Source organism: Streptomyces sp. NPDC051286, from assembly GCF_044455345.1.
Taxonomy (GTDB): domain Bacteria; phylum Actinomycetota; class Actinomycetes; order Streptomycetales; family Streptomycetaceae; genus Streptomyces.
In genome coordinates this window covers 36,888-62,594 of the sequence record NZ_JBITER010000024.1, presented here as the reverse complement: position 1 = coordinate 62,594, position 25,707 = coordinate 36,888, and the positions used below count along the sequence as shown (strand labels likewise).

General features: G+C 68.6%; 24 protein-coding genes. 10 read left to right on the top strand and 14 right to left on the bottom strand.

Features of this window, described 5'->3' with window-relative positions; genetic code table 11:
• Window positions 1-156: 156 nt before the first annotated feature.
• Together ACIBB8_RS23675 and ACIBB8_RS23670 are read right to left on the bottom strand one after the other, a co-directional pair.
• Window positions 157-669: a DedA family protein gene (locus tag ACIBB8_RS23675; RefSeq protein ID WP_398955151.1), complete on the bottom strand. Its 513-nt coding sequence runs from the start codon at window positions 667-669 to the stop codon at window positions 157-159.
• Window positions 670-1,310: 641 nt separating this feature from the next.
• The gene (locus ACIBB8_RS23670) at window positions 1,311-2,072 is read right to left on the bottom strand and encodes a GntR family transcriptional regulator (RefSeq protein WP_398955150.1); all 762 of its coding nucleotides are present in this window, start codon (window positions 2,070-2,072) and stop codon (window positions 1,311-1,313) included.
• Window positions 2,073-2,363: 291 nt separating this feature from the next.
• Here ACIBB8_RS23670 and ACIBB8_RS23665 point away from each other — a divergent pair, with 291 nt between their 5' ends.
• The 6 genes from ACIBB8_RS23665 (at window position 2,364) to ACIBB8_RS23640 (ending at window position 9,012) form a co-directional block, all read left to right on the top strand.
• The gene (locus ACIBB8_RS23665) at window positions 2,364-3,440 is read left to right on the top strand and encodes an ABC transporter substrate-binding protein (protein WP_398955147.1); all 1,077 of its coding nucleotides are present in this window, start codon (window positions 2,364-2,366) and stop codon (window positions 3,438-3,440) included.
• Window positions 3,437-4,375 carry an ABC transporter permease gene (locus ACIBB8_RS23660; protein WP_398955146.1) on the top strand — a complete coding sequence of 313 codons (939 nt, stop codon included), beginning with the start codon at window positions 3,437-3,439 and terminating at the stop codon, window positions 4,373-4,375. Before ACIBB8_RS23665 ends, ACIBB8_RS23660 begins: the two co-directional genes overlap by 4 nt.
• Window positions 4,363-5,190, top strand: coding sequence for an ABC transporter permease (locus tag ACIBB8_RS23655; RefSeq protein WP_398955144.1), 828 nt, complete (start codon window positions 4,363-4,365; stop codon window positions 5,188-5,190). Before ACIBB8_RS23660 ends, ACIBB8_RS23655 begins: the two co-directional genes overlap by 13 nt.
• Window positions 5,187-6,323, top strand: a complete 1,137-nt coding sequence (locus ACIBB8_RS23650; RefSeq protein ID WP_398955142.1) for an ABC transporter ATP-binding protein — start codon at window positions 5,187-5,189, stop codon at window positions 6,321-6,323. The genes ACIBB8_RS23655 and ACIBB8_RS23650 overlap by 4 nt, the downstream gene beginning before the upstream one ends.
• A gap of 123 nt (window positions 6,324-6,446) precedes the next feature.
• Window positions 6,447-7,136, top strand: a complete 690-nt coding sequence (locus tag ACIBB8_RS23645) for an HAD family hydrolase (RefSeq protein WP_398955140.1) — start codon at window positions 6,447-6,449, stop codon at window positions 7,134-7,136.
• Between the two features lie 4 nt (window positions 7,137-7,140).
• Window positions 7,141-9,012 carry a phosphocholine-specific phospholipase C gene (locus ACIBB8_RS23640; RefSeq protein WP_398955138.1) on the top strand — a complete coding sequence of 624 codons (1,872 nt, stop codon included), beginning with the start codon at window positions 7,141-7,143 and terminating at the stop codon, window positions 9,010-9,012.
• A 222-nt stretch (window positions 9,013-9,234) separates the two neighbouring features.
• On the opposite strand, the gene sbnA is transcribed toward ACIBB8_RS23640, so the two are convergent.
• The 10 genes from sbnA to ACIBB8_RS23590 form a co-directional block, all read right to left on the bottom strand.
• Window positions 9,235-10,311, bottom strand: a complete 1,077-nt coding sequence (sbnA, locus tag ACIBB8_RS23635; RefSeq protein WP_398955137.1) for a 2,3-diaminopropionate biosynthesis protein SbnA — start codon at window positions 10,309-10,311, stop codon at window positions 9,235-9,237.
• 213 nt (window positions 10,312-10,524) lie between these two features.
• Window positions 10,525-11,595, bottom strand: a complete 1,071-nt coding sequence (sbnB, locus tag ACIBB8_RS23630; RefSeq protein ID WP_398955135.1) for a 2,3-diaminopropionate biosynthesis protein SbnB — start codon at window positions 11,593-11,595, stop codon at window positions 10,525-10,527.
• Complete coding sequence (locus ACIBB8_RS23625; protein WP_398955132.1) at window positions 11,592-12,596, bottom strand: TauD/TfdA family dioxygenase; 1,005 nt, start codon at window positions 12,594-12,596, stop codon at window positions 11,592-11,594. The genes sbnB and ACIBB8_RS23625 overlap by 4 nt, the downstream gene beginning before the upstream one ends.
• Window positions 12,597-12,619: 23 nt before the next feature.
• Window positions 12,620-15,883, bottom strand: a complete 3,264-nt coding sequence (locus tag ACIBB8_RS23620) for an amino acid adenylation domain-containing protein (RefSeq protein WP_398955130.1) — start codon at window positions 15,881-15,883, stop codon at window positions 12,620-12,622.
• 60 nt (window positions 15,884-15,943) lie between these two features.
• Entirely contained in the window at window positions 15,944-18,478 is a 2,535-nt protein-coding gene (locus ACIBB8_RS23615; RefSeq protein ID WP_398955128.1) for a Pls/PosA family non-ribosomal peptide synthetase, read from the bottom strand.
• 617 nt (window positions 18,479-19,095) lie between these two features.
• Window positions 19,096-19,515, bottom strand: a complete 420-nt coding sequence (locus tag ACIBB8_RS23610) for a molybdopterin-binding protein (RefSeq protein ID WP_398955126.1) — start codon at window positions 19,513-19,515, stop codon at window positions 19,096-19,098.
• Between the two features lie 219 nt (window positions 19,516-19,734).
• The gene (locus tag ACIBB8_RS23605) at window positions 19,735-20,811 is read right to left on the bottom strand and encodes an ABC transporter ATP-binding protein (protein ID WP_398955124.1); all 1,077 of its coding nucleotides are present in this window, start codon (window positions 20,809-20,811) and stop codon (window positions 19,735-19,737) included.
• Window positions 20,808-21,644, bottom strand: a complete 837-nt coding sequence (gene modB, locus ACIBB8_RS23600) for a molybdate ABC transporter permease subunit (RefSeq protein ID WP_398955232.1) — start codon at window positions 21,642-21,644, stop codon at window positions 20,808-20,810. The genes ACIBB8_RS23605 and modB overlap by 4 nt, the downstream gene beginning before the upstream one ends.
• A gap of 38 nt (window positions 21,645-21,682) precedes the next feature.
• Window positions 21,683-22,507: a molybdate ABC transporter substrate-binding protein gene (modA, locus tag ACIBB8_RS23595; RefSeq protein ID WP_398955122.1), complete on the bottom strand. Its 825-nt coding sequence runs from the start codon at window positions 22,505-22,507 to the stop codon at window positions 21,683-21,685.
• Between the two features lie 50 nt (window positions 22,508-22,557).
• Window positions 22,558-22,827, bottom strand: coding sequence for a molybdopterin-binding protein (locus tag ACIBB8_RS23590; protein WP_398955120.1), 270 nt, complete (start codon window positions 22,825-22,827; stop codon window positions 22,558-22,560).
• A 252-nt stretch (window positions 22,828-23,079) separates the two neighbouring features.
• Between ACIBB8_RS23590 and ACIBB8_RS23585 the strand changes: the two genes are divergently transcribed.
• Both ACIBB8_RS23585 and ACIBB8_RS23580 read left to right on the top strand, forming a co-directional pair.
• Entirely contained in the window at window positions 23,080-23,550 is a 471-nt protein-coding gene (locus tag ACIBB8_RS23585; protein ID WP_398955118.1) for a molybdopterin-dependent oxidoreductase, read from the top strand.
• Between the two features lie 87 nt (window positions 23,551-23,637).
• Window positions 23,638-23,760 (top strand): hypothetical protein, encoded by a 123-nt coding sequence (locus tag ACIBB8_RS23580; protein WP_398955116.1) that lies wholly within the window; start codon window positions 23,638-23,640, stop codon window positions 23,758-23,760.
• 28 nt (window positions 23,761-23,788) lie between these two features.
• On the opposite strand, the gene ACIBB8_RS23575 is transcribed toward ACIBB8_RS23580, so the two are convergent.
• Window positions 23,789-24,184: a helix-turn-helix transcriptional regulator gene (locus tag ACIBB8_RS23575; protein ID WP_358863288.1), complete on the bottom strand. Its 396-nt coding sequence runs from the start codon at window positions 24,182-24,184 to the stop codon at window positions 23,789-23,791.
• Window positions 24,185-24,740: 556 nt separating this feature from the next.
• Here ACIBB8_RS23575 and ACIBB8_RS23570 point away from each other — a divergent pair.
• Window positions 24,741-24,992: a DUF6400 family protein gene (locus tag ACIBB8_RS23570; RefSeq protein WP_398955114.1), complete on the top strand. Its 252-nt coding sequence runs from the start codon at window positions 24,741-24,743 to the stop codon at window positions 24,990-24,992.
• Window positions 24,976-25,221: a hypothetical protein gene (locus tag ACIBB8_RS23565; protein ID WP_398955112.1), complete on the top strand. Its 246-nt coding sequence runs from the start codon at window positions 24,976-24,978 to the stop codon at window positions 25,219-25,221. The genes ACIBB8_RS23570 and ACIBB8_RS23565 overlap by 17 nt, the downstream gene beginning before the upstream one ends.
• Window positions 25,222-25,262: 41 nt before the next feature.
• Here the strand turns inward: ACIBB8_RS23565 and ACIBB8_RS23560 are convergent, their stop codons facing one another.
• Window positions 25,263-25,664, bottom strand: a complete 402-nt coding sequence (locus ACIBB8_RS23560; RefSeq protein WP_398955110.1) for a hypothetical protein — start codon at window positions 25,662-25,664, stop codon at window positions 25,263-25,265.
• Window positions 25,665-25,707: the final 43 nt, after the last annotated feature.

Below are 25,707 nucleotides of genomic sequence, written 5' to 3'. Positions count from 1 at the left end.
AACTCGTATCGGTGTTCGGTCATCCCGCGCACCTGGGCGGGGCTGATGCCTCGGAACGCGGCGCCGGCCGGCCATTGTCGAAGCGGCCGGGACGCCGGTCACGGCGTGGCGTGCGGCATCTGCCTGCACTGGCAGGAGCCTGCGCCCTCGGGGGTGTCACCCGGGCCCCGCCGGCCCCATGACGTAGCCGAACAGGACGAAGGCCGACGCCCACACCGCGCTGCTGACCACGGACCAGAACCGATAGCGGCGCAGCGGCATCCCGGTCGTCCCGCACAGGGTCGGTATGAAGGTGCGCAGGACGGCGGTGAAGCGTCCGACGAACACCGCGCTGCCGCCGCGCCGTTCGATCAGCCCCTGGGCCCGCTCGGTGTACCGGCGGTGCCTCGACCGGGATGTCATCCGGGCCAGCAGGCGGCCCTGCCAGCGTCGCCCGACGGCGAACCCGGCGAGGTTGCCGAGCACCGCGCCCATGAGCGCGGTGAACAGGGCTGCCTCGACCGTGATGTGGCCGTGCCAGGCGAGCATCCCGCCGAGCACCACGGCAGTTTGCCCTGGCATCAGCGCCCCGACCACCGGGAGCGCCGCCTCCAGGGCAGGCAGCAGCACTGCGGCGAGGATGCCGAAGCTTCCGTACGCCAGCACCTGCTCACCCAGCCATGCCGTCATCGGGGCGCCGCCTCTCTGTCTCCGTGATGCCTCCACGAAACCCCAGGAGCGCTACACGGCGCAGTGCGGCAGGCGCGAGACTTGGGGTAGGGCCAGACCTACCCCCCGGCCTCCGCCCAGCCCGCCTCGATCCCGGCCGTCCCCTCGGAGCCTGTCGGGCGACCTCTGATCGGGCGGCCACGGCGTGGCAGGCACGCATCCGGCGTTGCCGAGATGCCCCAGGGCGTGTTTCGAAAGTCCCGCCAGGCCCGCCCTACGGGCGGACGGCGCTCCTTTCGAAACACGCCCTGGTAGCTCTTTCCTCGAGCTCTCAGCTTCGGTCTTTTCCCCCGAGTGCGGATCGCAACCGTGAGAGGACCGACTGAGCACTGCGACCCCCGGGTTCGCGCGGGGCGCGGTGCCGGACCTTGCGTACGATTGTCGACGCCCTCGGCACGACCCTCAGTCAGCTCTTCCATGCGGTCGGCCGTGAACGATGCGTGCTCACGCGTCCTCACGAACGTGTGGAACTCACCTGGGCGGGTGTGCGGGGCGTCACCTATACCGGGCATGCGTCAACCGCCGTTACGCGGCGGGGGACGGCAGGTATGGTCGCGCTCGGTTGCGGCTGACGCGCCTATCATTCCGGAACGACAGGCGCGTCAGCCGCGTCGGCGTGACAGTGCCGTCGTCGCCACTGAATTGTGCACCGTGAAGGCAACCGTGCCCGGCAGAAAACGGTCGTCCGACCACATCAACGGCCTGCCCGCCTGGTCCGTGGCCCGCCGCCGCTCCCGCATCAGCGGCGCATCCGGGGGACAGCCGAGCAGGCGCGCATCGTCGGTATCGGCGCAGACGAGGTCGATGGTGTGTTCCGAGTCCGCGAACACCACTCCTTCCTCTGCCAGTGGATCGGTGTGCGAGATCGTGTGGGGATCCAGGCGCTCGATCAGGGCGCCGATGCGCTCGGGATAGATCGTCCGCTCGATCATGATCGGCACGCGCGACAACGTCCGCAACCGGAGCACCCGGTAGATCGGTGATCCGGGAGCGAGGCTGAGTTGCTCGCACTCCAACGGTTCTGCGGGACGGTGTTCGACGTCGATCGTGCGGCCGCCCGGCTCTTCTCCGAGCGAGCGTGCCCAGCGGGTGAAGCTCAGCAGCTCGAAGAAACTCTGCGTCCGTGCCGTGCCGAGAACGACGCGACGCGTGCCGCGCCGGGACGTGACCAGGCCGTTGGCGCGCAGCACGGCCAGCGCCTGACGGACGGTGCCGCGTGATACACCGTACTGCTGGGCGAGCTGCTCCTCACTGGGCAGCCGACCGTCCGACCCGTAGGTGCCGGCAGCTATGGCCTCGCGCAGGTCGGCCGCCAACCGTCGGTACCGGGCCGCTCCGGCGGTGCCGCCCCCCGCGACTGCCATCTCGCTCTCCTTTCCTCGGGCGTCCATCGATGCTCTGACGTGACCCTATCCGCTCCCCGAGCCTGGCTCACCGGCTAGGTCCTCCCGTTGAACGGTCCGCGATCTCTTTGCGAGAGACTCCTCCGCATGTTCGTCGGCGTTCATTTTCCGTACACCACTCTCCTGGGTAATGAGTCAAGTTGTACAGCCAACTTATTGCACTAGGAGACTTCAGTGAGACTGCACCACGTTCGCTCCCTGAGCCTTGCTTGCACCCTTGTAGCGGCCGCACTGGGACTCAGTGCATGTGGCATGACCAGCGCAGATGGTGAAGGAGGCAGCGGAAGCAAGGCCGCGACCGCCACTTCGGCAAAGGACTTCGGCGGCATGGACGCCCTCGTCGCGGCAGCGAAGAAGGAGGGCAAGTTGAATGCCATCGCCCTCCCTCGTGACTGGGCGAACTACGGCCAGATCATCGACACCTTCGAGAAGAAGTACGGCATCAAGGTCGAGGTCGAGAACCCCGATGCCTCCAGCCAGGACGAGATCAACGCGGCCGCCTCCCGCAAAGGCCAGGGTCGCTCCCCGGACGTCATCGACGTGGGCAGGGCCTTCGCCATCAGCGCGGCCGGGCAGAACCTGCTGGCGCCCTACCGCGTCTCCGCGTTCGACCAGATTCCGAAGGCCCAGAAGGACGCCCAGGCCCGCTGGTACAACGACTTCGGCGGATACGCCTCGATCGGGTGTGATGCGGCCCGTGTCAAGAAGTGCCCGAAGACCTTCGCCGACCTGCTCGATCCGCAGTACAAGGGCAAGGTCGCGCTGACCGGTAACCCGACGAAGTCCGGGTCCGCCTTCGGCGCCGTGTACGCGGCGGCGCTCGCCGGCCACGGTTCCTTCGACGACATCGGACCGGGCCTGGATTTCTTCACCCGACTGAAGAAGGCCGGCAACTTCAACCCCGTTGAGTCGACTCCTGCGACCATCCAGAAGGGCGAGACTCCCATCAGCATCACTTGGGACTACCTCAACGCCGGTTACGCCGACGACCTCCGCGCCAAGGGCGTCGACTGGAAGGTGAGCGTCCCGACCGCCGGCGTGTACGCCGAGTACTACTCCCAGGCCATCGTGAAGTGGGCACCGCACCCGGCCGCGGCCCGCCTGTGGCAGGAGTTCCTCTACAGCCCCGAAGGCCAGAACCTGTGGCTCAAGGGCCACGCCCGCCCCGTGCTCATGCCCGCGATGCAGAAGGCCGGCACGCTCGACACCACCGCCGCCGCCAAGCTCCCGCAGGCACCCGGAGGCACGGCGGCGTTCCCGACGGAGGATCAGCTCAGCAAGGCCAAGCAGGCCGTCATGCAGGGCTGGGGCCGGGTCGTCAGCGGATGAGCGCTCTCCAGAAGGTCGCCGCAGACGACAACCTCACCCGCCCCTTCGGCGGCGGTACCCAAACCGATGCCAGTTCCGCCCGACGGTTGCGCCTGCCGCGCTCGGCAGGCTGGCTGGGCGCCGTTCCTCTGCTCGTCTTCGCCGCGGTGGTGTTCGGCCTGCCCGCCGGGACGATGGTGTACGGCGCCTTCATGACGCCCGAGACCATGCCCGGCGGGGCCCGCTTCACCGGCGCCAACATGAGCGCCTCGCTGCACGGCCCCTATTTGGCCGCGCTCATCGGAAGCATCAAGCTCTCAGCCGTCTCCGCGCTGATTGCTGCGGTTGTCGGTCTGCCGATCGCCCACGCGGTCGTGACCTCGCGATTCCGCGCGCTGCGCGAGGCGATCCTCGCCGGCGCGGGCGTGCTGGCGAATTTCGGCGGTGTGCCGCTCGCTTTCGCGTTCGTCGCGACGCTCGGTAACGCCGGGGTGCTGACCACGCGCTTCCACCTCCTCGGATACGGCTGGAACCTGTACGGCTTCTGGGGCCTGACCCTCGTCTACCTCTACTTCCTGATTCCGCTCATGGTGCTCACACTGGCCCCCGCTCTGGAGGGGCTGCGTCGCCACTGGCGCGAGGCTGCCCACAACAACGGCGCCAATGCCTTCCGGTACTGGACGCACGTCGCCCTGCCGATCCTCATGCCGTCTCTGCTCGGCGGCTACGTCTTGCTGTTCGGCACCGCGTTCAGTGCATACGCGACCGCCGCCGCGATGGTCGGCAGCTCGGTACCACTGGTCACCATGCAGATCGCGGACGCGCTCTCCGGCGACGTCCTGGTCGGCCAGGACAACGTCGCCTTGGCGCTCGGCGTCGACATGGTGCTGGTCGCAGGGCTTGTCATGGCCGTCCAGGTGCCCTTGCAGCGCAGGAGCACGCGATGGCTCGTTTGAACAGGACCGGATACGGGCGCGGCGCCGTGCTGCTGCTCACCGGTATGTACTTCCTCGTCCCGATCGCATGCGCCGTCAGCTTCAGCGTCGGAATCGGTGGCCCCCGCCAGAGTGTCGGATTCGATGCCTACACCGGCATCTTCGACGCCGACGGCTTCACCAGCAGTCTCACACTGACCCTGAAACTGGCCACAGCCACCATCGCGCTCGTTCTCGGGCTGCTCGTGCCCGCCTTGGTCACGGCGCGGCTGGCCGCTCCTCGGCTGCGCGCGCTCGTTGAGATCGTGTGCATGCTGCCGCTGGTCGTACCCGCTGTTGCCCTGGTCGCCGGGATCAGCACGGTGCTGCGCTGGGGACCCGACCATTTCGCCGGCACCCCGCTTTTCCCGGCCATGGTCGCGCTCCAGGCCCCGCAATTCCCGCTCGTCCTGGTGCTCGCTTATACGCTGATGGCGCTGCCGCTGGCATACCGCACGCTTGACACCGGGCTGTCGGCCGTCGATCTGCGCGTGCTCGTCGAGGCCGCGCGGTCCTGCGGGGCCTCATGGCCGCGCACCCTCGCCCACGTGGTGCTGCCCAACCTGCGCGCCGCGCTGCTCAACACGGCGTTCTTGACCCTGGCACTCGTGCTCGGCGAGTACACCGTCGCAGCGGTTCTCGGCTACCAGCCGTTCGCCGTGTGGATCGTCGCCATCAGTGGCTCGCAGGCGCAGATGTCGGTGGCCGTGTCGATGGTCGGCCTCCTCGGCACCTGGATTCTGCTGCTGGCGATCAGCGCCACCGGACGCACGCGCCGCCCCAAGGAGACCTCATGACCGACCTTCTCACCGATCCGACAACCATCAGCCCGACACGAGCCGGCTCCACTGTGGAGTTCCGGGGGCTGCGCCGCGCCTTCGGCACCACGACGGCACTGGACGGACTGGACCTGGATGTCCGCCCCGGCGAACTCCTGGCACTGCTCGGCCCGTCCGGCTGCGGCAAGACCACCGCACTGCGCACGGTTGCAGGCTTCGAACAGCCCGACGCGGGCACGGTACTGGTGGACGGCGAGGACATCACGCGCGTTCCCGCACACCGCCGCGACGCGGGCATGGTGTTCCAGTCGTACAGCCTCTTTCCGCACATGAACGCCATCGACAACGTCGCCTTCGGGCTGCGGATGAGCGGGATGCGCAGAGCCGCACGGCGGACTCGCGCCGCGGAACTCCTGGAACTGGTCGGGCTGGCGCACCACGCCGCCCGCTACCCGCGCCAGCTCTCCGGCGGCCAGCAGCAGCGCATCGCACTGGCCCGGGCCTTGGCCCTGCAGCCACGCGTCCTCCTGCTCGACGAGCCGCTGTCGGCGCTCGACGCACAGGTACGGCAGACACTGCGCGAGGAGATCCGCCGCCTTCAGCAGCAACTAGGCATCACCACACTGTTCGTGACACATGATCAGGAAGAGGCCCTGTCCATGGCCGACCGGGTCGCGGTGATGCGTGCCGGGAGACTGGAGCAGTGCGCACCCCCCGCAGAACTGTACGAACGCCCCGCCACCACGTTCGTCGCCGAGTTCGTGGGAGTGATGAGCCGCATACCTGCCAGGCCGGCCGCGGATGGCAGGAACGTATGCGCGTTCGGCCGCACGCTGCCAGTTCACGGGACGCTGCCGGGCTTCGCCGGAGCCGTCGGCGGAAGCGGCGAACTGGACGTACTGGTACGACCGGAAGCGGTCGGGGTCACGGCGGACGGCGAGGGCACGTCCCGGATCGTGGGCGCATCGTTCCTGGGCGCGACGACCCGGCTGACTGTACGCCTGGCCGAAGGCACGGAGGTGCTGGCGGATGTGCCGACCCACTCCACTGCCGCACTCCCCGTCGGTACGACGGTGAGGCTGACGCTACCGGACCGGCCGGTGCTCGTGGATCGCCACCGCCAGGCAGACGGCCGTGGCGATGGAAGCTGACGCCTCCAGTCACCTTCGCCACCCGACGGCACCTTCGTCTCGGACCCATCCTGCCGGCCTTGCCGGCATCCGACGCGAAGAGCTTCCGCTTCCGCCCGATCGCCACGCACTGGAGAGACACCCATGAACGATCGCAACCCCACGCCCGGCCGTCCCGCTGCCGTGCTGTTCGACATGGACGGCACACTCGTCGACACCGAGCGGCTCTGGTGGGCCGCGGTGAATCAGATCGCAGACGCGATCGGGCGGCCTCTGACCGATGCCGACACACCTCACGTGCTCGGCCGCCCGGCGGTGCACACCGCAGCTCACCTCCACCGCACCGGCGGCCCTGCGGCCCCCGATGCCGGCGCGCTCGCCACCGACCTGGACACGACGTTTGCCGCGCTGGTTGCCCGCGACATCGTGCCGCGCCCGGGCGTACCGCGCCTGCTGGACGAACTGGCCGCAGCCGAGGTCCCCACGGCGATCGTCTCCGCGTCGCCGCGCCACGTCGTCGACCTCGTGCACAAGGCCCTGGGCGAGGAGCGGTTCACCCTGACATTCGCCGTCGAGGACACAGCCCGCACCAAGCCGGCACCTGATCCCTACCTCGCGGCGGCCGCCGCCCTCGGCGTTGATCCGCGAGCCTGCGTGGTCGTCGAGGACACGCCCACAGGCGTCGCCGCGGCCGAGGCCGCCGGGTGCGCTGTGCTGGCCGTTCCCTCCACCGTACCGATCCCCACTGTGGCGGGACGGACGGTCCTCGACTCCTTGGAGCGGGCAGATCTGAGCCTGCTCGCGTCCCTGCTCACGTCCGCGGAAAGGAACTGACACCATGGACGACATCCGCCACGTCGTGATCCTCATGCAGGAGAATCGCAGTTTCGACCACTACTTCGGCACGCTGAACGGCGTACGCGGGTTCGGAGACCGTCAGGCACTGATGTTCCCGAACGGCGACAGCGTCTTCCGCCAGCCCGCCCTGTCCCGCACCGACGGTGGTTTCCTGCTGCCCTACCGGATGGACTCCACGAAGTTCAACGCGCAGAACGCCGACGGCCTGCCCCACGACTGGGAGTCCGGTCACGAGGCCATCAACAACGCAGCGATGAACCGCTGGACGTCGGCCAAGGGTGAGCAGAGCATGGGCTATCTCACCCGTGAGGACATCCCCTACCAGTACGCGCTGGCCGACGCCTTCACGCTGTGTGACGGGTACTTCTGCTCCCTGGCCGGGCCCACCAGCCCCAACCGCCTCTACCTGTGGACCGGCACGGTTGGCCCGGGCCGCGACGGTACGACCGGGCCGTGGATCGACAACACCCCGCTGCCCGAGAGCCCGGTGTGCGACTGGACGACCTACGCGGAGCGCCTTTCGGAAGCCGGCGTCTCCTGGCGTGTCTACCACACACCCGGGCTGGACGAGCGCGACGGCAACTACGAGGACAACGCCCTCGAATACTTCAGCCAGTTCCATGCGTTCGACAAGGACGACCCGCGCTACGTCAACGCGATGACGAAGTGGGACCTGTCGGCCTTCGACGCGCACTGCAAGGACGGTACGTTGCCGACAGTGTCCTGGCTGGTCTCGCCGTACCTGTTCTGCGAGCACCCGACCGCCAGCCCCGCCTACGGCGCGCACTGGGTCAACACCGCTCTTCAGTCGGTGTTCGCCAACCCCGACGTGTGGCGGCACACCGTCTTCCTCGTCATGTACGACGAGAACGACGGCTACTTCGACCACGTCGTCCCGCCCGTCCCGCCCGCGGGCACCCCCGAGGAGTTCGTGGACGGGCAGCCGATCGGACTGGGCAACCGCGTGCCCCTGTGGGTGATATCACCGTGGTCGCGCGGCGGCTGGGTCAACTCCCAGGTCTTCGACCACACCTCCGTGCTGCGCTTCCTGGAACTCGTCACAGGCGTACGGGAACCCAACATCTCGCAGTGGCGCCGCGCCGTTTGCGGCGACCTCACCACCTGCTTCGACTTCACCAGGCCCGACTTCTCGATCCCCGAGCTACCCGACACCCGCGCGTTGATGGAGCAGGCCGACGCAGCGCAGGAACTGCCGCCCGTACAGCTTCCTGCCCCAGGCACACAGGTCATGCCGACGCAGGAACCCGGCGGTCCTCGCCCGCACCGGCTGCTTCCCTACCGCCCGTGGGCCGATGTCGCAGTGGACTGTGCCACCGGCAAGATCACCTGCACCCTCACCAACGAGGGAAGCACGGCCTTCCACTTCACGGTGTTCCCCAACATCGTCCGGCCCTTCGCTGGAACACCGTTCACCGTCGCGCCGCAAAGCACTGCCACTTATGTTTGGGACGCCAAACGCACCGGTGGCCGCTACGACTTCACCGTGCACGGTGCCGACGGATTCGTCTGCCGTTTCGCCGGGACCGTTATCGCAGTCGATCAGAACGACGCTGCCGCGCCTCAGGTGACAGCCGTCCTCCGGGGCAGCGAACCGGAGAACGCTTCGGTCGAGTTGGTGCTGGCCAACGAGGGCGGGACGGCCGTGTGCTTCACCATCACCGCGAACGACTTCGGCCGTGTGGAACTCACTCGGCCCGTAGGCCCGCGCGAGAAGGTCTCCTTGACCTGGCCTGCGGACTGCGGGCGGTACGACGTGACTGTCAGGGCCGATGCCGACACCGGCTTCACCCGGCGATATGCCGGGACGGTGCACGCGAGGGTGTGTCAGTAAACGGCTCTGTCGCTGATTCGGTGGTGACGGAGGGCGACGTGAGCCGAGCAAGATCCGATGCCGGAGGAGAGCGAAGCCAGCACGCCCGTACATCTGCCGCTTCATTTCAGCGCCATGAGGAGGAGGGAGGCATGGCGGAGCCGTGCCGACCGACGACGGCGCCGCAGATGGGCGTGACAGGGCACGCGAGCCCGGCATGGTCCGAACGAGCGGCCCTGGGTCTCATGATCCTGGAACCGATGGCGCCGGTTGTCCGTGGGGTCGCCGGTCCGCAGGTCCAGCCGCCGGGCCGTACCGCGTCGGTGGCGCGGGGGAAGCTGCCCAGGAACCGGCGGCCACCTCGTCGGAGTCGAGCACGTCCTCGCCGTACAGATCGTGCAGCCAGTTGGTCTGGTAAATGGTGTCGAGGTACCGCTCGCCGAGGTCCGGGCCGATGGCCACCGCGGTGAGATCGTGCGCGTCATGCCGGGCCAGCCAGTTCGTTGCACCGCTGACCACCGTGCCGGTGGAGCCGCCGAACAGGAATCCGCGCCTGGCCAGACGATGGCAGGTGCGGACGGTGTCCGCCTCCTCGACACGTATCACCTCATCCACATAGGACTCGTCGAGCAGCGGCGGGCGCATGCTCATCCCCAGGCCGGGAATCATCCTGCGGCCCGGCGAACCGCCGAAGGACACCGAGCCGACGCTGTCCACTGCGACGATCCGCACCGGCCGCTGCCACTCCCGGAAGTAGCGCGCGCAGCCCATCAGTGTCCCGGTGGTGCCCGCCCCGACGAACAGCACGTCCAGCTGCGGGAACTGGCGGGCGATCTCCGGCGCCGTCCTGCGGTAGTGCGCCTTCCAGTTGTTCGGATTGGTGTACTGACTGAGCCACACGTACCGGTCGTCGGAGTCGCACAGCGCACGGACGTACTCGATCCGCGCGCCGAGAAAGCCGCCGTTGGCCTCCTGTCCGGCGATCATGTGCACCTGGCTGCCCAACGCCTCCATCATCATCCTGGTCGTCAGGTTGCCGCGGGCGTCCGTCACACACAGGAACCGGTAGCCCTTGCTTGCCGCGATGATGCTGAGCGCCACGCCGAGGTTTCCGGACGAGGACTCGACCAGGATCGATTCAGGCGTCAGGATTCCATCCCGCTCGGCGGACTCCACCATCTCGGTCGCGGCCTTCAACTTGATCGAGCCGGCGAAGTTGAAGCCCTCACACTTCAGGAAGAGTGGGTGCCCGAAGATCGACCGAAGGTCGACATAGAGCTCCTCTTCGTTGTAGGCGTAGGGAACGGATACGACGGGCACGATGGTCTCCTCTATCTGGAGCAGAGCACTTTCATAACGTCCATCCGGCCGTGGGCGGGCTTCTCGCTCTTGCGGGCGGGAGCCGGTGCCGAGCCGGACCGGACGGGGCCCTGCGTCAGCGGTCGCTGTCTCGTACGCCCTGACCTGCGGCGACTTGACCGGCGATCTCTCCTGGGATGAGTCCTGGACTAGCCCCTTGGGCTCTGGGGCGGCTCATCCGTACCGGCTCAGTTCGTGGAAGAAGTCGTCGACGACGCGCAACTCTCCGCGGCGGACCACTTCGTCATAGACGTCCTTGCCCACCGCGAGGTCGAGCACCCCGAGGCCGAAGGGCGAGAACACCACCGGCCGGTCCGCGGGCACCGCCACGCGCCCGGCCATCACGTCGTCCAATGTGCCGTGCAGGAAATCCCGGTTGCCCGTGAGCTGCTCGGCCAGATGCGGCGAGGTGTCGGCCTTCAGGCAGTGCTCGATGTCATCGACGATGTTGGCCGAGGCGAGCAGGATCTCCGGCGCGAGGTCGCGCAGCGACACGTGCAGCACCAGCGGATTGTGTGCGAACCAGGACAGGTCGCTGACATGCGGCTGGCCGGCGACGGTGGCGAAGACCACCAGGTCGCTGTGTCGGATCAACTGCTCGGGGCTGTCGTGCACGGTGATCCGGCCGGTGGTGCCCGACTGCTCCAGGTAGCACCGGAAGCCTGCCGCGCTGTCGGCGGACAGGTCGTGCACACCGATCTGGTCGAACGACCAGCCGGTGCCGGCCAGGAAGGTGTGGATGTAACGGGCGATCAGGCCCACGCCGAAGAACCCGACGCGCATCGGTCGCGGCCGGTCGCGGCTCAGCCAGTCGGCCGCCGACGCCGCCGACGCCGCCGTCCTGGTGGCGCTGATGATCGAGCTTTCCAGACACGCGAACGGGTAGCCGGTGTCATGGTCGTTGAGGATCAGCACAGCCGAGGCCCTCGGGATACCGGCCGCCACGTTCTCCGGAAAGCTGGAGATCCACTTCAGGCCGTCCACCCGCACCTCGCCGCCGATCGAGGCGGGCAGCGCGATGATCCGGGAGGACGGGCGGTCCGGGAAGCGCAGGAAGTACGACGGCGGGTTCACCGAGTCACCGGCACCGTGCACCCGGTAGGTGGCCTCGACCAACTCCACGATCTGCTTCTCGCGCCCGTGCAGTGCGCGCTGGACCTGGGCACCGGAGATCACGGCGAACGGTGGCACGGTGACCGGAGCGGACATTGCGGACTTCATTGCGGTGGAGCCGGTGGTGGTCATCCTGCGGTCACCTCGACGGTCGGCGAGCAGTCGGCCAGATGCACCGGGTCGGCCATGGCGACGAGCACGTCGCGCGGCCCTTCGAAGGGCTCCCTGCTGTGCGCGGTGCGGACGTTGTCGACGAGCATCAGGTCGCCGGCCAGCCACGGCTCGCGTGCGGTGTTGGCCTCGTAGACGCTGTTGAGCAGGTCCACGACGTCCTCGTCGATCGGGTCGCCGTTGCCGAAGCGGGTATTGAACGGCAGCCCGTCGGCGCCGTAGACGTCCACCAGGTACTCGCGCACCTCGGGGGCCATCGTCCACTCGTTGAGGAACGCGATCTGGTTGAACCAGCAGCGTCGGCCGGTGACCGGGTGACGCACCACGGCGCTGCGGCGCTGTCTGGTGCGCAGTCCGCCGTCGGGCTGCCACTCGAACATGATCGCGTTGGCGCGGCAGTAGCTCTCGACGGCGCCACGGTCCGCGGTGCCGAACGCCTCGGCGACGGACGCCCCGATCTCGTCGTTGTAGCTGCGGGTGAGCAGCCAGCCCTCCCGCTCGAACCGCTCGGTCAGGTCGACGGGCAGCGCGTCGAGTACGGTCGGTGAGTCGGCCACCGCGGTTGCGCCGCCGTCGGTGGGCGCGCTGATGCAGGCGAACATCATCAGGCCGGGGAACTCAAGCGTGTAGCTCAGTTCGTGGTGCATGCACATCGGCTGGTTCGGCGGCCACGTCGATGAGGAGTACACGCCGTCGGAGTAGGTCCGTCGTGGTGCGAAGACCTCTTTCTCGGTCATCAGACCGGTGGCCAGCCTCGAGAAGACGGCGCCGGTCCCGTCCGCGTCGCGCAGCCCGAGGCCGCGGACCAGGACCGAACCGTGCTCGGCGACGACAGCGCGCAGCGCGTCCCGGTGCTCGGTCGCCCAGCTCAGCGCGCCGCCGGTGGCCTCGGCCCGGAGGAGAGGAGGTTTGCCGGGTACGAGTTCGACGTCGACCGGCGACGCCGTGGATGTGGAAGACATCTCGGTTTCCTTTCAGTTGCCGGTCAGGAAGAAGCGAACAGTTCGGCGGTGCGCAGCACGGCCTGTGCCGCCCCGGTAGGACGGGTACGCAGGAAGTAGTGTCCGCCGTCGGTGAGTTCGTGCAGGTCGACCTGCTCGGCCAGGAGCTGCCAGTCGCGGTACCGGCGTGGGTACTCCGCCGTGCTCGGGTCGTCGGCGGCAACGACCACGGTGACCGGCGCGGACAGCTTCAGCGCCGGCGGGCTGTCCAGGGCGTCGGCGAAATAGCGGTGTGCGGATACGCAGTCGTGCCGGTAGGCGGCACCGATGTGCTCGGCGTGCTGCGCATCCAGCTCACCGAGTTCGGGGTAGCCGCCCTCCGCGCTCAGCATGCCGGTGATCTCGGCGTCGCTGCGCCCGGTCAGCTCGGTGATGCCGGCGCGCCGGTCGGCGGCATTGCCGAGCAGCTGCGCGCCGAGGAACACCCGCTGGACGTCCACCCCGCGCTCCCGCAGCTTTCTGGCCGTCTCCACGGCCAACGCGGCGCCCGAGGAGTGACCCCAGAGCAGGACCCTGGTGAGGCCACGCTGAATGATCTCGACGACGACCTGCTCGACCACCTGTGCCATCGGGGCGAACGGCCCGCTTCCGGCGGCCACGTCGTGACCGGGCAGTTCGACGGCGTAGACCGCCGGCCCGCCGCCCGGCAGTGCGCCGGCCATCGGCCGGAAGTTCACCGCATTGCCGCCGGCGTAGGGGAAGCACACCAGGGCAGCGCCCTGCGTACCGTCCGGTTCCGACAGCGACTGAAGCAGCCCGGAGCGCCCGGAGCGGAGCTCGGACCTGCCGTCGACCAAGCCGGCCAGATCGGCAAGGATCGGGTGACGGGTGACGTCCTTGAGGGACACCGCACGGTCCAGGGTGATCGCCAGCTTCACTGCCGACAGTGACGTGCCGCCCCGGTCGAAGAAGTGGTCCCGCCGTCCGATCTGGTTCTGCGGGATGCCGAGCACCTTCGCCCATGCGGCCGCCAGCTGCTGTTCGGTCGGCGTATTCGGCGCGCGGTAGTCGTCCTGGACGAGGCCGAGCTCTCCGGCGAGCGCCTGCAAAGTCTTCCTGTCGATCTTGCTGTTGGCCGTCAGCGGCAGACTCTCCCGCCAGTGGAAGGCCGACGGGACCATGTATTCGGGCAGCGACTCGCCGAGCCGGTCCAGCAGGACGTCCTCATCGAGTGGCCGCCGACCGGAGTAGAACGCCACCAGGTGCTTGCTCTCGTCGGCCCGCTCGGTGACCACCACTGCACCGTCGCGCACACCGGGCACCCGCAACAGGGTGTTCTCGATCTCGCCGATCTCGATCCGGAAGCCACGGATCTTTACCTGGTTGTCCCGGCGGCCGAGGAACTCCAGCTTGCCCTCGGGCTGCCAGCGGCCGTAGTCGCCGCCCCGGTAGAGCCGGGCGCCCGCACGGTGCGGATCAGCCAGGTAGGCCTGCCGGGTGCGCTCGGGGTCGTTGACGTATCCGCGGCCGACGCAGACGCCGGAGAAGACGATCAGACCGGGGGCGCCGAGCGGCACCGGGGCCAGGTGCTCGTCGACAACATAGACGTGCACGTTGTTGACCGCGGGACCCAGCAGGACCCGGTCCCCGTCGGGTACGCGGTCCATGACCTCGTGGTTGGTGTCGTCCGAGGTCTCGGTCAGCCCGTAGGCGTTGACCAGCTTGATCCCGGGCTGGGCGGCGAACCAGCGCTGCGTGAGCTCCTTCTTCAGCGCCTCGCCGGTGACCGACACGCACCGCAGGTCCGGCAGCTCGCGGGGGTGCTGCTTCAGAAACGACACGACGACGTCCAGGTAGGAGGGTACGACCTGGAGGACGGCGACCCGGGCGTCAATGATCTTGTCGACGAACCGCCGGACGTCCAGGATCACCTCCTGCTCCACCAGCAGGGTGCGCCCCCCGACCAGGAGCCCGGACACCAGTTGCCACAGCGAGATGTCGAAGCACTGGGGTGCGGTCTGGGCGACCACCTGTCCCTCGCCGATCTCCAGGTCGTCGATCTTGGCGTAGAGGTGGTTGAGCAGGCCCGCGTGCTCGCACATGGCGCCCTTGGGCTCCCCGGTGGACCCCGAGGTGAAATAGATGTAGGCGAGCTGGTCCGGTGCGACGCGGAGGCCCAGATCGTCGTCGACATGGTCCTCCTCGTAGGCTGCGCCGACGAAGAGCTTCTGGATCCCGGGCAGCGAGTCGAGGGCCTGGTCGAGAGTGGAAGTGCTGCCGGGTTCGGTCAGCACGAGCTCGCATGCGGCACGGGAGAGCATGGTTGCGAGGCGATCCGCCGGGAAATGCGGCTCGATGGGCAGATACACGCCGCCGGCCTTGAAGACCGCGAGAACGGCGGCCATCCAGTCCAGGTTGCGTTCGGTCACCACCGCGACGACACCCTCGGGGCCAAGCCCCCGCGCCAGCAGGGCCCGTCCCAACCGGTTGGCACGCGCGTTGAGTTCCCGGTACGTCAGCTGCCGCTCACCGTGCACCGCCGCGACGGCGTCCGGGTGTGCCGCCACCCGTTGCTCGAACAACTCGTGGAACCGGCGGTCCGGGAGCTCCCGGCGCGGACCGGCGAGCCCATCGAGCTGGAAGCGGAGTTCCTCGGTGGAGAGCAGGCTCTGCCGCCGGTGCTCGGCGTCCGGATCGGCGGCGATCAGCGCGAGCGCGGTGAGGTGGTATCCGGCGATCCTGACGGCGTAGTCCGCGTCGATCGCGTCGGTCCGGTACCGCAGCCGCAGCACGAGCCGACCGTCGCGTTGCGGAAATCCCACCCACAACACGGAGTCACCGGCGAGTTCGCCGCCCGCGCCGTGCGGATCGAACACGGTCTCGATCGCCGGTTCGGCCAGGCCCAGTTCGCGCCTGAGCTCATCGACCGGAAAGTCCTTGTGCGCCAGCAGATTTGAGGCGACTCGATGAGTTTCCTGCAGCAGCGTCCGCCATGAGTCAGGTTCGGTCGTCAGCCGGCAGGGCAGCGGCCTGCTGCCCTCCGCCGTGACGTAGCCGGCTGCGACCTCGTGCTCGCCGGACAGCGCGGCGAGCACCTTGGCGTGCGCGGCCAGCAGCACCGAGCCGAGCGGCACCGCCAGGTCCTCGGCCAGCCGGCCCAACGCTGCCACGACGTCGTCCGGAATTGCCGCCTCGTGTTCGCCGACGCCCGTCACCGGATTGAGCGTCCACCGCGGTATTGCGGTGCATCCACCGGCGACGAGCACCGCGCGCCAGAACTCCCGGTCGGCCTGCACGTGCATTCCCATCTGGTCGTCCCTCTCCATTCACCGTCGCCACCGTGCTGTTCCATGCCGACAGGGGCGGCGCTACGCCTTCCGCGCCAGTGCCTCGGGCTGATCAGGGGCATCTCGCGTCTCTGTGGCGGGATTTCCTCCCCAGCGTGCGTGCTGCGGGACTTCCTCGCCTTTCATGAGAAAGGAGTCCGGGGCGAGCACGGCGCCGTCGCCCATCGTCACGCCGTAGTGGACGTGTGCTCCCACACCGATGGTGCAGCCGGCGCCGATGGTGCTGCGATCGGACTTGAAGGTGCCGTCCTCCTGAGAGTGGCACTGGATCTTGCTTCCTGCATTGAGCGTGCAGTCGCTCCCGATGGTGGTGAGCGTCCGCTCCGTCAAATAGCAGCCGTCATCGAAGACCCTGCTGCCGAGCCGAACCCCCAGCATCCGCCAGATCACGTTCTTGAAAGGGGTGCCGTTGAAGACGTTGAGGTACGCGTCAGGCACCTTCCAGAGGCGCTCGTGCCACCAGAAGTACGGGTCGTAGATGGAACACAACCGCGGTCGGAGCGCGCGGAATGCCGCGATGCCGCGCTCCACCAGTACGAAGTAGAAGGCGGTGAACCCAAGGCTGAACACCAGGAACGCAGCGATCAGCACATGCCCGTAGGAGTCGTACAGACCGACGTTCGCCAGGGCGAGCATCGTGAGCACGAAGAAGTGCAGCCACCGCACGAGCAGGAAGAAGACCATCGAGCGGATGTTGTAGCGGTTCTTCGCCGCGAGGCTGCGACGCAACTCGTCGCCGGTCCGGAGATGGTCGAACCGGGAGTCACGCTCGACCGACCGGGGAATCTCGAAGCATGGTGAGCCGAGCAGGCCCACCCCCTCGCGTACCTCGCCGTCGAGCGGAATCATCACCTTCGTCGCGAGGAGACAGTTCTCGCCCGTCCTGGCCCCTGAGGGATAGGCGATGTTGTTCCCGAGGAAGTTGCGTGGACCGATCGAGGCCCGGGACACCCGGAAGGACGTGCTCGAGAATTCGGCGTTGATGATGGAGAGCCCGTCAGCGACCATCGTTCCGCTGCCGACCGAGCACAGAAACGGGGACTCGTGTTGCACTTCCGTGCCGAAGTTCGACCCGGTCTGCTCGACCCGGGACAAGTCGTATCCGAGACCCCGTAGATAGTGGACGATGTAGGAGCTGTCACCGAACAGCCATGCGAAGAACTTGATGTTGGTCATGTGCCCGATCGCCCGGTGCATCGAGTAATGAAACCCGTACAGCGGATAGACCTTGTCCGGTTTGACGGCCAGGTTCAGCAGGCGCGGAACGGTGAACAGAACGGCAAGGCCCACGACGACGAAGCCGAAGAACAGCACGAAGGAAAGGATCAGCGCGTCGATGTAGAGACCTGGCGAGGTGAACCCCACAGCGTCCGGGCCCAGCCGGTTGTGCAGCGCCGGAACCAGGGTCACCAGCATGTAAGCGCCCCCGACAGCCAGCGGCAGGTAGAGGAAGAGCAGCTGAAGCACGGTGATGAGACCGAAGCCGGCCCGACGCAGCGTGCCGCACTTGGCCGGCTCGATCCTCAGGTAGTCATGCTCGGTGGGCTGTGCCGGTGATCCGTGCCAGCGCTGGCCATCAGGGACCACCTGGCCGCTGTACAGCGTGGAGGTGTGGCCGAGTTGCGCTCCGTCGCCCATCGAGATGTCGATGTCGAGCACGGTCTTCTCGCCGATGAACACGTCCCGGCCAAGGGTGACCGGGCCGGTCTGGATACGGCCGGCGTGTGCCCGGTAGCAGAGGAGGAACGAGTCTTTGCGGACCACCGTGCCGGCGCCGATCGTGAGCAGGTCGGTGCAGACCGGAACGTTGCGGGAGAGGATCGTGACCCCCTTGCCGATCCGTGCGCCCAGGGCTCGCAGGTAAAGCACGTACAGGGGATTGCCGACGAAGAAAATCATCGGGTTGGCGTGTATCAGCACCTTGATGGTCCAGAAGCGCAGATACGTCAGACCCCAGACCGGGAACTCGCGCGATTTCCACCGGCCGATGAGGAGCCATTTGGCCACGATCGGGAAGGTGCACAGGCCGACGAATCCGACGCCGCCGAAGACGAACGATCGCAGGTAGATCCCGATCACGTCCGAGCCGGCGGAGACCCATGCATAGCCTCGGTCGGCAGCAAGTCCGGCGAGGAAGGAATATCCCAGGAAAAGCAGGAACTGCAGCGTTCCACAGAGGACGTACCGCACCGTTCCGGCAGGGGCCGCCACCTCGGTCGACACCGGGACCGACGAATCGACAGGGGTGGGCGCGGCGTCCGCGAGCCCCGTCGCCAGACTTCGGATCGTGGGGTGTCGGTAGATGTCCTTCATCGACGCTGAAGGGAGGTCCGTCCGCTTCCTGAGCCGTGCGCAGAACTGGGCCATCACCAACGAGTTGGCGCCGAGGTCATCGAAGAAGTGGCTGCCGACCGACACCCGTTCGACGCATATGACGTCGGCCAGCACCTCGGCGAGGTCTTTTTCGATGCCAGTCATCGGGCCGGTGTACCTGCTCCTGTGGATCGCAGATTCATCCGGCCCGGGCGTCAGGACGTCGACGGATTTCTCCTCCATGCGAGCTCCTTGAGGCACATTCGAGCGCGATCGGCCATGACGGCCGGCGCCCTGATACTCGCGCTTTCGATGGCCGGAGCGAGTAATCCGGAATTCTGAGGTCGGGATCTGTTGTCCAGTTCCTCAACCGCTGCCCAGTCTCTGCTGTTCACCGTCGGGCTGCCACTCGAACTCGATCACGCCGGCGCGGCTGTAGCTCTCGGCGGCGCCAGGGCGTCCTCGCTACCGGAGGCCTGACGGCGGGAGTGCGGAGTACTCGCTGCCCGATTTCATGCCCCATCCACGATCCCGCCCAAGGTGAGGGCGATGAGCTGCACACGGATGTCGCCCTACTGCATACGAGTGGCCTGGGCCTGATCCGGGAGGGGGCTGTGCCGGTGGCGCGCAACGGTCATCAGTCCCGTTGCTGTCACATTGCAGCGATCGGCCCACGGCTCCGAGGGTAAGGGCGGTGAGGTGGCCCCAGGTGGGCATGTGGCCGGTGGAGGGGGTGAGGGATGCGCGCAGGCCCTCGCTCATGTAGAGGAGGGGGGCACCTTGCGGTGGCTGCGGAAGTGCCGCCGCATCTGCGTCGCGTCGGCGTGTTCCGGCGTATTCCGGCTGCCCACCTGGGTGAATCACACGGCGGCGAGGGAGATCTCGGTCGACTTGATCAGCGCGACGACGGGCGAGCCGCGGGTCAGGTCCAGGTCGGTGACGGCGTCCTTGGTGATCGCGGCGGTGAGTTCGCAACCCGGGACGGTGACCTTGACGGAGGCCATGGCGCCGCCCGTGGCGACGTCGCCGACCGTGCCGGGGAGTTGGTTGCGGATGGATAGTCCCTCAGCCGCGCCGGTGGCGAGTGACACCTCGGTGGACTTGACCAGGGCGCGTACGGCGGAGCCCTCGGCGAGGCCGAGTTCCTTGACGGCCTCCCGTGTGATCGCCGCGGTGATGTCCTGGCCGCCGTCCAGGCGGACCTCGACGGTCGCCATGACCTCGCCCGGAGTGATGGCGGTGACGGTGCCGGGAAGCTGGTTGCGGATACTCAGGGTCATGATGGGACGCCTCACAGAAAAGATGTGGATTGTCAGGGTTTGATCCTGTGGTGAGCCTCACCGTAGTCGTGTGGGACGGTGGCCGTATTGCGGCCCGTCGCATCCGCCAGGTTGTGGGGTGGCAGTGCCTGGCAGGTCGGGGCTGCCCGAAAGCCATGGATGTGCCGGTTTTTATCCCCGGCGTTGTGGGCTTCCGGCCCCGGCCGGGCAAGCGCTGCGTCAGGCTGGGTATGCGTGCGTTTGTGCGGCCTTGACCGTGGCCCAGACCGGGGCTCCCGGATGGAGGTCGAGTTCGGCTGCGGCCACTGTGGTCAGGTCGGCGGTGAGGGGGAGCTCACCGGTGAGGTCCGCGCGAATCTGGTCGCCGTGCGATTCGAGTCCGGCAACCTCGCAGTGCCACAGGTTGCGGGCGCTGGAGCCGGTGGGCCGGTCGCGGTGGAGGGTGACCGCGCCGGGCGGGAACGCGACGAAGGTGGGGCCGGTGAGATCCTCGGTGGTGGTGATCGCCGGGCCGGAGGCGAGCCGTACGGTGTGCCCCTCCGCCAGCCCCTTGTAGAGGTTCAGGCCGACCAGTTGGGCGATGTATTCGGTACGCGGATGGCGAGCGATGTCGGAAGGGGTGCCCTCCTGGACGACCCGGCCGTGCTCGATGACGACCAGCCGGTCGGCCAGCACCATGGCGTCCAGTGGATCGTGCGTGACCAGCACGGCGACCGCCTCGAAGTCGGCTAGGTGGCGGCGGAGTTGGGCGCGTACGTCGAGCCGGGTGCGGGCGTCGAGCGCGGCCAGCGGTTCGTCGAGCAGCAGCAGTCGGGGGTGGGTGGCCAGGGCGCGGGCGAGGGCGACGCGCTGGGCCTGCCCGCCGGAGAGCCGACGGGGTTTGGCGCCGGCGTGGTCGGCGAGGCCCATGCGGTCCAGCCACTCGGCGGCCTGTGCGCGTGCCTCGGCCTTGGACGCGCCCTGGCAGCGGGGGCCGAACGCGATGTTGTCGAGGGCGGAGAGGTGCGGGAAGAGAAGGTAGTCCTGGAAGACGACGCCGACCGGACGGGACTCGGGCGGCGTACGGTCCAGCGCGACACCGTCGAGGCGCAGATGACCGCCGGTGAGCGGGGTGAGACCGGCGAGCGCGCGCAGGGCGGTGGTCTTGCCCGCGCCGTTGGGCCCGAGGAGCGCCACGACGTCGCCGGGCGCGGCCGTCAGCGCCACGTCGAGCTGGAAGAGGCCGTGGTTGACGACCAGGTGGGCGTCAAGGCCCGCGGCGGGGAGGCTGCCCGTGGCGTTGTCGATGTCCGTCATGAGGCGGTCATCCAACGGTCCCGCAGTCCGGCCAGGACCGCGATCGACACGGCGAGCAGGACCAGGCTCAGCGCGATGGCGGCGGCCGGGTCGTTCTGCAGGGCGAGGTAGACGGCCAGCGGCATGGTCTGCGTGCGGCCGGGAAAGTTGCCCGCGAAGGTGATCGTCGCGCCGAACTCGCCGAGCGCACGGGCCCAGGCCAGCACGGAACCTGCTGCGATGCCCGGCGCGATCAGCGGCAGGGTGACCCGGCGGAACGCGGTGAAGCGGGAGGCGCCCAGCGTGGTGGCGGCCTCCTCGTACCGGGGATCGGCCGCCCGTAGTGTGCCCTCCACGCTGATGACGAGGAACGGCATCGCCACGAACGCCTCCGCGACCACCACCCCCGCCGTCGTGAACGGCAGGGTGATCCCGAAGGCCGAGTCCAGCCACTGCCCCACGACACCGTTGCGTCCCAGCGCCAGCAGCAGTGCCACACCACCGACCACCGGCGGCAGGACGAGCGGCAGCGTCACCAGGGCCCGTACGAAACCCCGCCCCGGGAAGTCGGTGCGCGCGAGAAGCCAGGCCAGCGGCACGCCCAGCACCAGGCTCACTGCGGTTGCCGCGGTCGCGCACACCAGGGACAGCTGAAGGGCTTGCCACACCTCCGTGCTCGTCAGCTGGTCCGGCAAGGTGCGCCAGGGAGCCCGTATGAGAAGGGCGATCAGTGGCAGCGACAGAAACGCCAGCCCGACCAGGGCGGGCAGCAGAAGAGGCAGAGGCACCCTGCCCCGGGCGTCCGCGCGGACGCGCCGGCGCCGCGGCCGGCCCCCGCGGGCGTCGCCACCCATGAGGAGCTCGTCCGCGGCGCCGGACTTGTCCACCTCGGTCACGGCTTGAGGAACCCGGCCGCCGTCAGGACCTTCTGGCCCTCGGCGGACTGCACCAGCGCGATGAACGCCTTTGCCGCGTCGGCGTTGGGCGCGTCCTTGAGCAGCGTGATCGGGTAGTCGTTGATGGCCTCGGCGGACTCGGGGAACTCCACGCCCTCCACCTTGTCACCCGCCGCCTTCACATCGGTCTTGTAGACCACGGCGGCGTCGGCCTCCTTCAGCTCCACCTTGGTCAGGGCGCTCTTGACGTCCTGCTCGTACGAGACCGGGGTGAGCTTGAGCTTGCTGGCCTCCAGCGCCTTCTGGGCGGCCGCCCCGCAGGGCACCGTCTTGTCGCACAGCACGACCTTCAGGCCCGACTTGGTGAGGTCCTTGAGGGAGGAGACCTTGTCGGGGTTGCCCGGCAGGGTCGCGATCTCCAGCTGGTTGCGCACGAAGGTGGACGGCGTGCCGACCGCGCCCTTCGCGTCGGTGACGATCCCCATCGTCTTCGGGCTGGCGGCGGCGAAGACGTCGGCCGGGGCGCCACCGGTGATGCTGGCGGCGAGGGTGTCGCTGCCGCCGAAGCTGAAGGTGACCTTCGTACCCGGGTGGGCCTTCTCGAACTCCTTGCCCAGGGTCGTGAAGCTCTCCTTGAGCGAGGCGGCGGCGAAGACGGTCACCGTGCCGGAGAGCTTCTTCGACGAGGCCGTGGACGCCGAGGAGTCCGGCTTGGCCGAGGAGTTGTCGGACGAGGAGCAGGCGCTCAGTGCCAGCAGCGCAGCGGCGCCTGCGCCGGCCACCTGCAGGGTCCGGCGGGTCCGGCGTGCGGAACGGGTCATCACGGGGTCTACTCCCTCGGGTTTCTTCCGGAAGAGTCCGTCGGACTCTTCTACGGTCTCTCGACGACCACGTGGGTCGACTTGATCGCGGCAAGCGCCGGAACACCGGGTTCCGGCACCAGTTCCTCAGCCGAGTCCCGGCTGAGGGTGGACACCGCCCGGAACGGCCCGGCCTGGATCTCCACCCGCACCGACACCTCTTCGAGGATCTTGTCGGTGACGGTCCCGGCGAGGTGGTTGCGCGCCGAGGATCCGTTGTTCGTCCGCTCGACGCGGCGCAACTCCCGGGCGAAGGAAGCCGGTTCCGGCCCGCGGATCATCCGCCGGCCCAGCTCGTCACGTTCGGCCCGCAGTGTCCCGGCCCCGACCCGGCGCCGCAGTGTGTCGGCGCTGACATCAAGGCGGCTGCTTCCCCGATCCGGCAGGTGTGCATGTGCACATCATACTGCCGCAAATACGAGGTGGAAGTCATCTGTGGCATCGCATGAGCTGGACTGCCCATGGGTGATGGTGGGCATGTGCGTTTATACGGGACTGCTGCCCGGGTATCGACATCCGGGAGGTGGTAGCCCGTGAGTCATTCCCTTCCGGCCGCCGATCCGGTGGCCGAGGTCGCCCTGACCGGAGACCTCGCGCGTCCGGTCCGGCTGACGGTTCGCGACCTGCTCGCCTGGCCCCAGCGCCGGGTGCAGGTGAGCTTTGAGTGCGCCACCAGTGGCGTCCAGCGCCATCGCTTCGCAGGACCGCTGCTGCACGATGTCCTGTCCGACGCCGGCCCCGCCTTCGACCCCACCCGGCGCAAGGATCGCCTGCGCTTCCTGATCGCAGTGACGGGAGCGGACGGCCACCGCACCGTCCTGTCCTGGGCGGAGATCGACCCCGACTTCGGCCGTGCGTCCGTCCTGCTTGCGGCCAGCATCGACGACACCCCGCTCGACGGGGCCGGCCCCCAGCTCGTGCTGCCTCAGGACCGCTGCGGCGCCCGGCACGTCAGCGGTATCAGCGCGATACGCGTGGACGGCGGCTACGGGGCGTGGATGTGACACAGGCAAGGCGAACCCGGTGGCGTCCCGCAGGGCGTTCGCGAAGGTCGGGGTGACGGGGGTCGAACGGGCTCCCGCTCAACGACTTTGACCACCGCGCCCTGCAAGGGAGTTGAGGAGACCGGCGTGGCCATGGTGCTCTCCGTGCCGTACGGCGACGGCGGGGCATCGGCCGGTGCGGGGGCGTACTCCTGCTCGGTGAAGGCGTGACCCACGGCCGCCGCCCGTACGTGTCCGCTCAGGTGCGGTCGATGTGCACGCTGGTCGACTTCACGCGGGCGGTGGCCTCCACGCCGACCTCCAGGCCCAGTTCCTCCACGGCCTCCCGGGTCAGCAGCGAGACCAGCCGGTGCGGCCCGGCCTGGATCTCCACCTGGGCCGCGACATCGCCGAGCTTGACGGCGGTGACGATGCCCGGAAAGGCGTTGCGGACAGAGGTGTAGGGGGCGTCCTCCTCGCCACCACCGGTCCTGGCGACCTCGATCGAGAAGGCGGCCAGATCCTTGCCGTCGATGAGCCGGCGTCCGCCCTTGTCGCGATGTGTGGCCACCCGGCCGGCATCCGCCCACCGCCGCGCGGTATCCGGGCTCACGCCCAACAGACGGGCCGCCTGCCCGATTGTGTAGGATTGCATACACGCCAAGATAGATACATATTCCTTGCATATGCAAGCGTTTAGCTCCGTGGCGTTGGCATGTGCTGCACCATTTGAGTGGGCTGCGGCGTCCGGCCCCGGCGGGAATGCGGCCGTGAAAGTCTAGTGCCGGGAGGGGCCCAGGCAGGGCCATGCCTGGTGGTGTCGTCCGCGGGGGAGCGTCGGCAGGTGGGGCAGGCGCCGGTCCCTGGCTCCGCGCTCGGTGCGTGGCCGGGCGCCGTGCCGAGGGCCTTGACCGCCGGGCCGCAGCGCGACGGCGGCCCCGCGGACCCGGCCCGTCGGGCCCGCCTCTCCAGGGCCGGATCGCGGCCCGTTCCGTGAGTCAGGCAATGAAGTACGTCACAGTGCCGTGCCCGGACCGTGTCTGCCGTCGGGGCTCTGGCTCCGGCAACGCCCCGCCCCTGTCAGTCGATCCGAGGATTCCTCGCCGATGGGCCGGGCGCCGCGTCACCCCAGGGCAACTTAGGTCACCCTTCCCCGTTGCTGTGGTCGCCTGGTACATGTGGGATTCCACCAGCGCATCGGAAGTTTCGCCATGAACAAGGAAGATCCCACCGATCTCATACCCTTCACGATCGATCTGACCTTCGATGAAGCCCGGCGACGGGCCGAGGTCGTGGCCGCACTCGGACCTGACTGGGACCCGGTCAGCGTTCTCCAAGGCGAGGACGAGGCGTACACACTTCTCTACTCGGGCCTGGACGCCGAGCAGCAGCGCACCTACGACCTGCTGGTGGCGGCCGGTGTCCTCCCAGGAGGGGAGCCGGGCCGTGAAGCTGCCCATTGACCCACAGGCGGACGCCGCCCGCCGCGCCTGGATGGCCTGCCCCGTCTGCGACGACGCCCGCCATTGTGGGACCTGCGCCGACCGCCGTAACTGCGCTGATCACTGGCGCTATGTGATATCCACCAAGGGGCCGGTCGTTCACCTCCAGTGTCCGCAGTGCACGCACATGTGGTCAGTGAACACGCGGCCCGGCGTCACCTGCCGCGACGACAGCGCCCCCGGCTTCTGACCGACGGCGGGCCGAGCGAAAAACCGACAAGGTGGGCACGGTCAGTCATCGGCCAAGGCCGACGCGCCCGCGACCGTCCCACCTGTCGATTCCAAGCCACCAGGGCGCAAGGAGACCGTGGCAGGCTCCTCGGTTCCCGGCACGGGTGTCGAGGAAGCCGCGGACTTCGGGCTGCCGGGCAGGAAGAGCGCCACGCCGAGTGTGGTGGCCACCAGCACGGCCGCCCCGACAACCAGACTGATCCGCATCCCGGTCATGAAGTGCGCAGAGTCGGCGATCAGCGCACCGAGGAGGGCGACTCCGATCGCGCCGCCGAACTGCCGGGCGGCGCTGAGCACTCCGGATGTGAGGCGGCCCGCTCGTGCGGCACCGACTCCAGCATCGCCGCCCAGCCGCGGCCGGTTGTCGGCTGCCTCGGGACCGAACGGGGCACTACCCCTCACGTCGGCTGCAGGCTGCCCGCCAGGACCTGACCGCCCGCTGCCC

Excerpts from the sequence above, each read along its gene's own strand:
- ACIBB8_RS23675 (WP_398955151.1), bottom strand. The coding sequence starts at position 669 with ATGACGGCATGGCTGGGTGAGCAGGTGCTGGCGTACGGAAGCTTCGGC.
- ACIBB8_RS23670 (WP_398955150.1), bottom strand. The coding sequence starts at position 2,072 with ATGGCAGTCGCGGGGGGCGGCACCGCCGGAGCGGCCCGGTACCGACGG.
- ACIBB8_RS23665 (WP_398955147.1), top strand. The coding sequence starts at position 2,364 with ATGACCAGCGCAGATGGTGAAGGAGGCAGCGGAAGCAAGGCCGCGACC.
- ACIBB8_RS23660 (WP_398955146.1), top strand. The coding sequence starts at position 3,437 with ATGAGCGCTCTCCAGAAGGTCGCCGCAGACGACAACCTCACCCGCCCC.
- ACIBB8_RS23655 (WP_398955144.1), top strand. The coding sequence starts at position 4,363 with ATGGCTCGTTTGAACAGGACCGGATACGGGCGCGGCGCCGTGCTGCTG.
- ACIBB8_RS23650 (WP_398955142.1), top strand. The coding sequence starts at position 5,187 with ATGACCGACCTTCTCACCGATCCGACAACCATCAGCCCGACACGAGCC.
- ACIBB8_RS23645 (WP_398955140.1), top strand. The coding sequence starts at position 6,447 with ATGAACGATCGCAACCCCACGCCCGGCCGTCCCGCTGCCGTGCTGTTC.
- ACIBB8_RS23640 (WP_398955138.1), top strand. The coding sequence starts at position 7,141 with ATGGACGACATCCGCCACGTCGTGATCCTCATGCAGGAGAATCGCAGT.
- sbnB (WP_398955135.1), bottom strand. The coding sequence starts at position 11,595 with ATGACCACCACCGGCTCCACCGCAATGAAGTCCGCAATGTCCGCTCCG.
- ACIBB8_RS23625 (WP_398955132.1), bottom strand. The coding sequence starts at position 12,596 with ATGTCTTCCACATCCACGGCGTCGCCGGTCGACGTCGAACTCGTACCC.
- ACIBB8_RS23620 (WP_398955130.1), bottom strand. The coding sequence starts at position 15,883 with ATGGGAATGCACGTGCAGGCCGACCGGGAGTTCTGGCGCGCGGTGCTC.
- ACIBB8_RS23615 (WP_398955128.1), bottom strand. The coding sequence starts at position 18,478 with ATGGAGGAGAAATCCGTCGACGTCCTGACGCCCGGGCCGGATGAATCT.
- ACIBB8_RS23610 (WP_398955126.1), bottom strand. The coding sequence starts at position 19,515 with ATGACCCTGAGTATCCGCAACCAGCTTCCCGGCACCGTCACCGCCATC.
- ACIBB8_RS23605 (WP_398955124.1), bottom strand. The coding sequence starts at position 20,811 with ATGACGGACATCGACAACGCCACGGGCAGCCTCCCCGCCGCGGGCCTT.
- modB (WP_398955232.1), bottom strand. The coding sequence starts at position 21,644 with ATGGGTGGCGACGCCCGCGGGGGCCGGCCGCGGCGCCGGCGCGTCCGC.
- modA (WP_398955122.1), bottom strand. The coding sequence starts at position 22,507 with ATGACCCGTTCCGCACGCCGGACCCGCCGGACCCTGCAGGTGGCCGGC.
- ACIBB8_RS23590 (WP_398955120.1), bottom strand. The coding sequence starts at position 22,827 with ATGATCCGCGGGCCGGAACCGGCTTCCTTCGCCCGGGAGTTGCGCCGC.
- ACIBB8_RS23575 (WP_358863288.1), bottom strand. The coding sequence starts at position 24,184 with ATGCAATCCTACACAATCGGGCAGGCGGCCCGTCTGTTGGGCGTGAGC.
- ACIBB8_RS23570 (WP_398955114.1), top strand. The coding sequence starts at position 24,741 with ATGAACAAGGAAGATCCCACCGATCTCATACCCTTCACGATCGATCTG.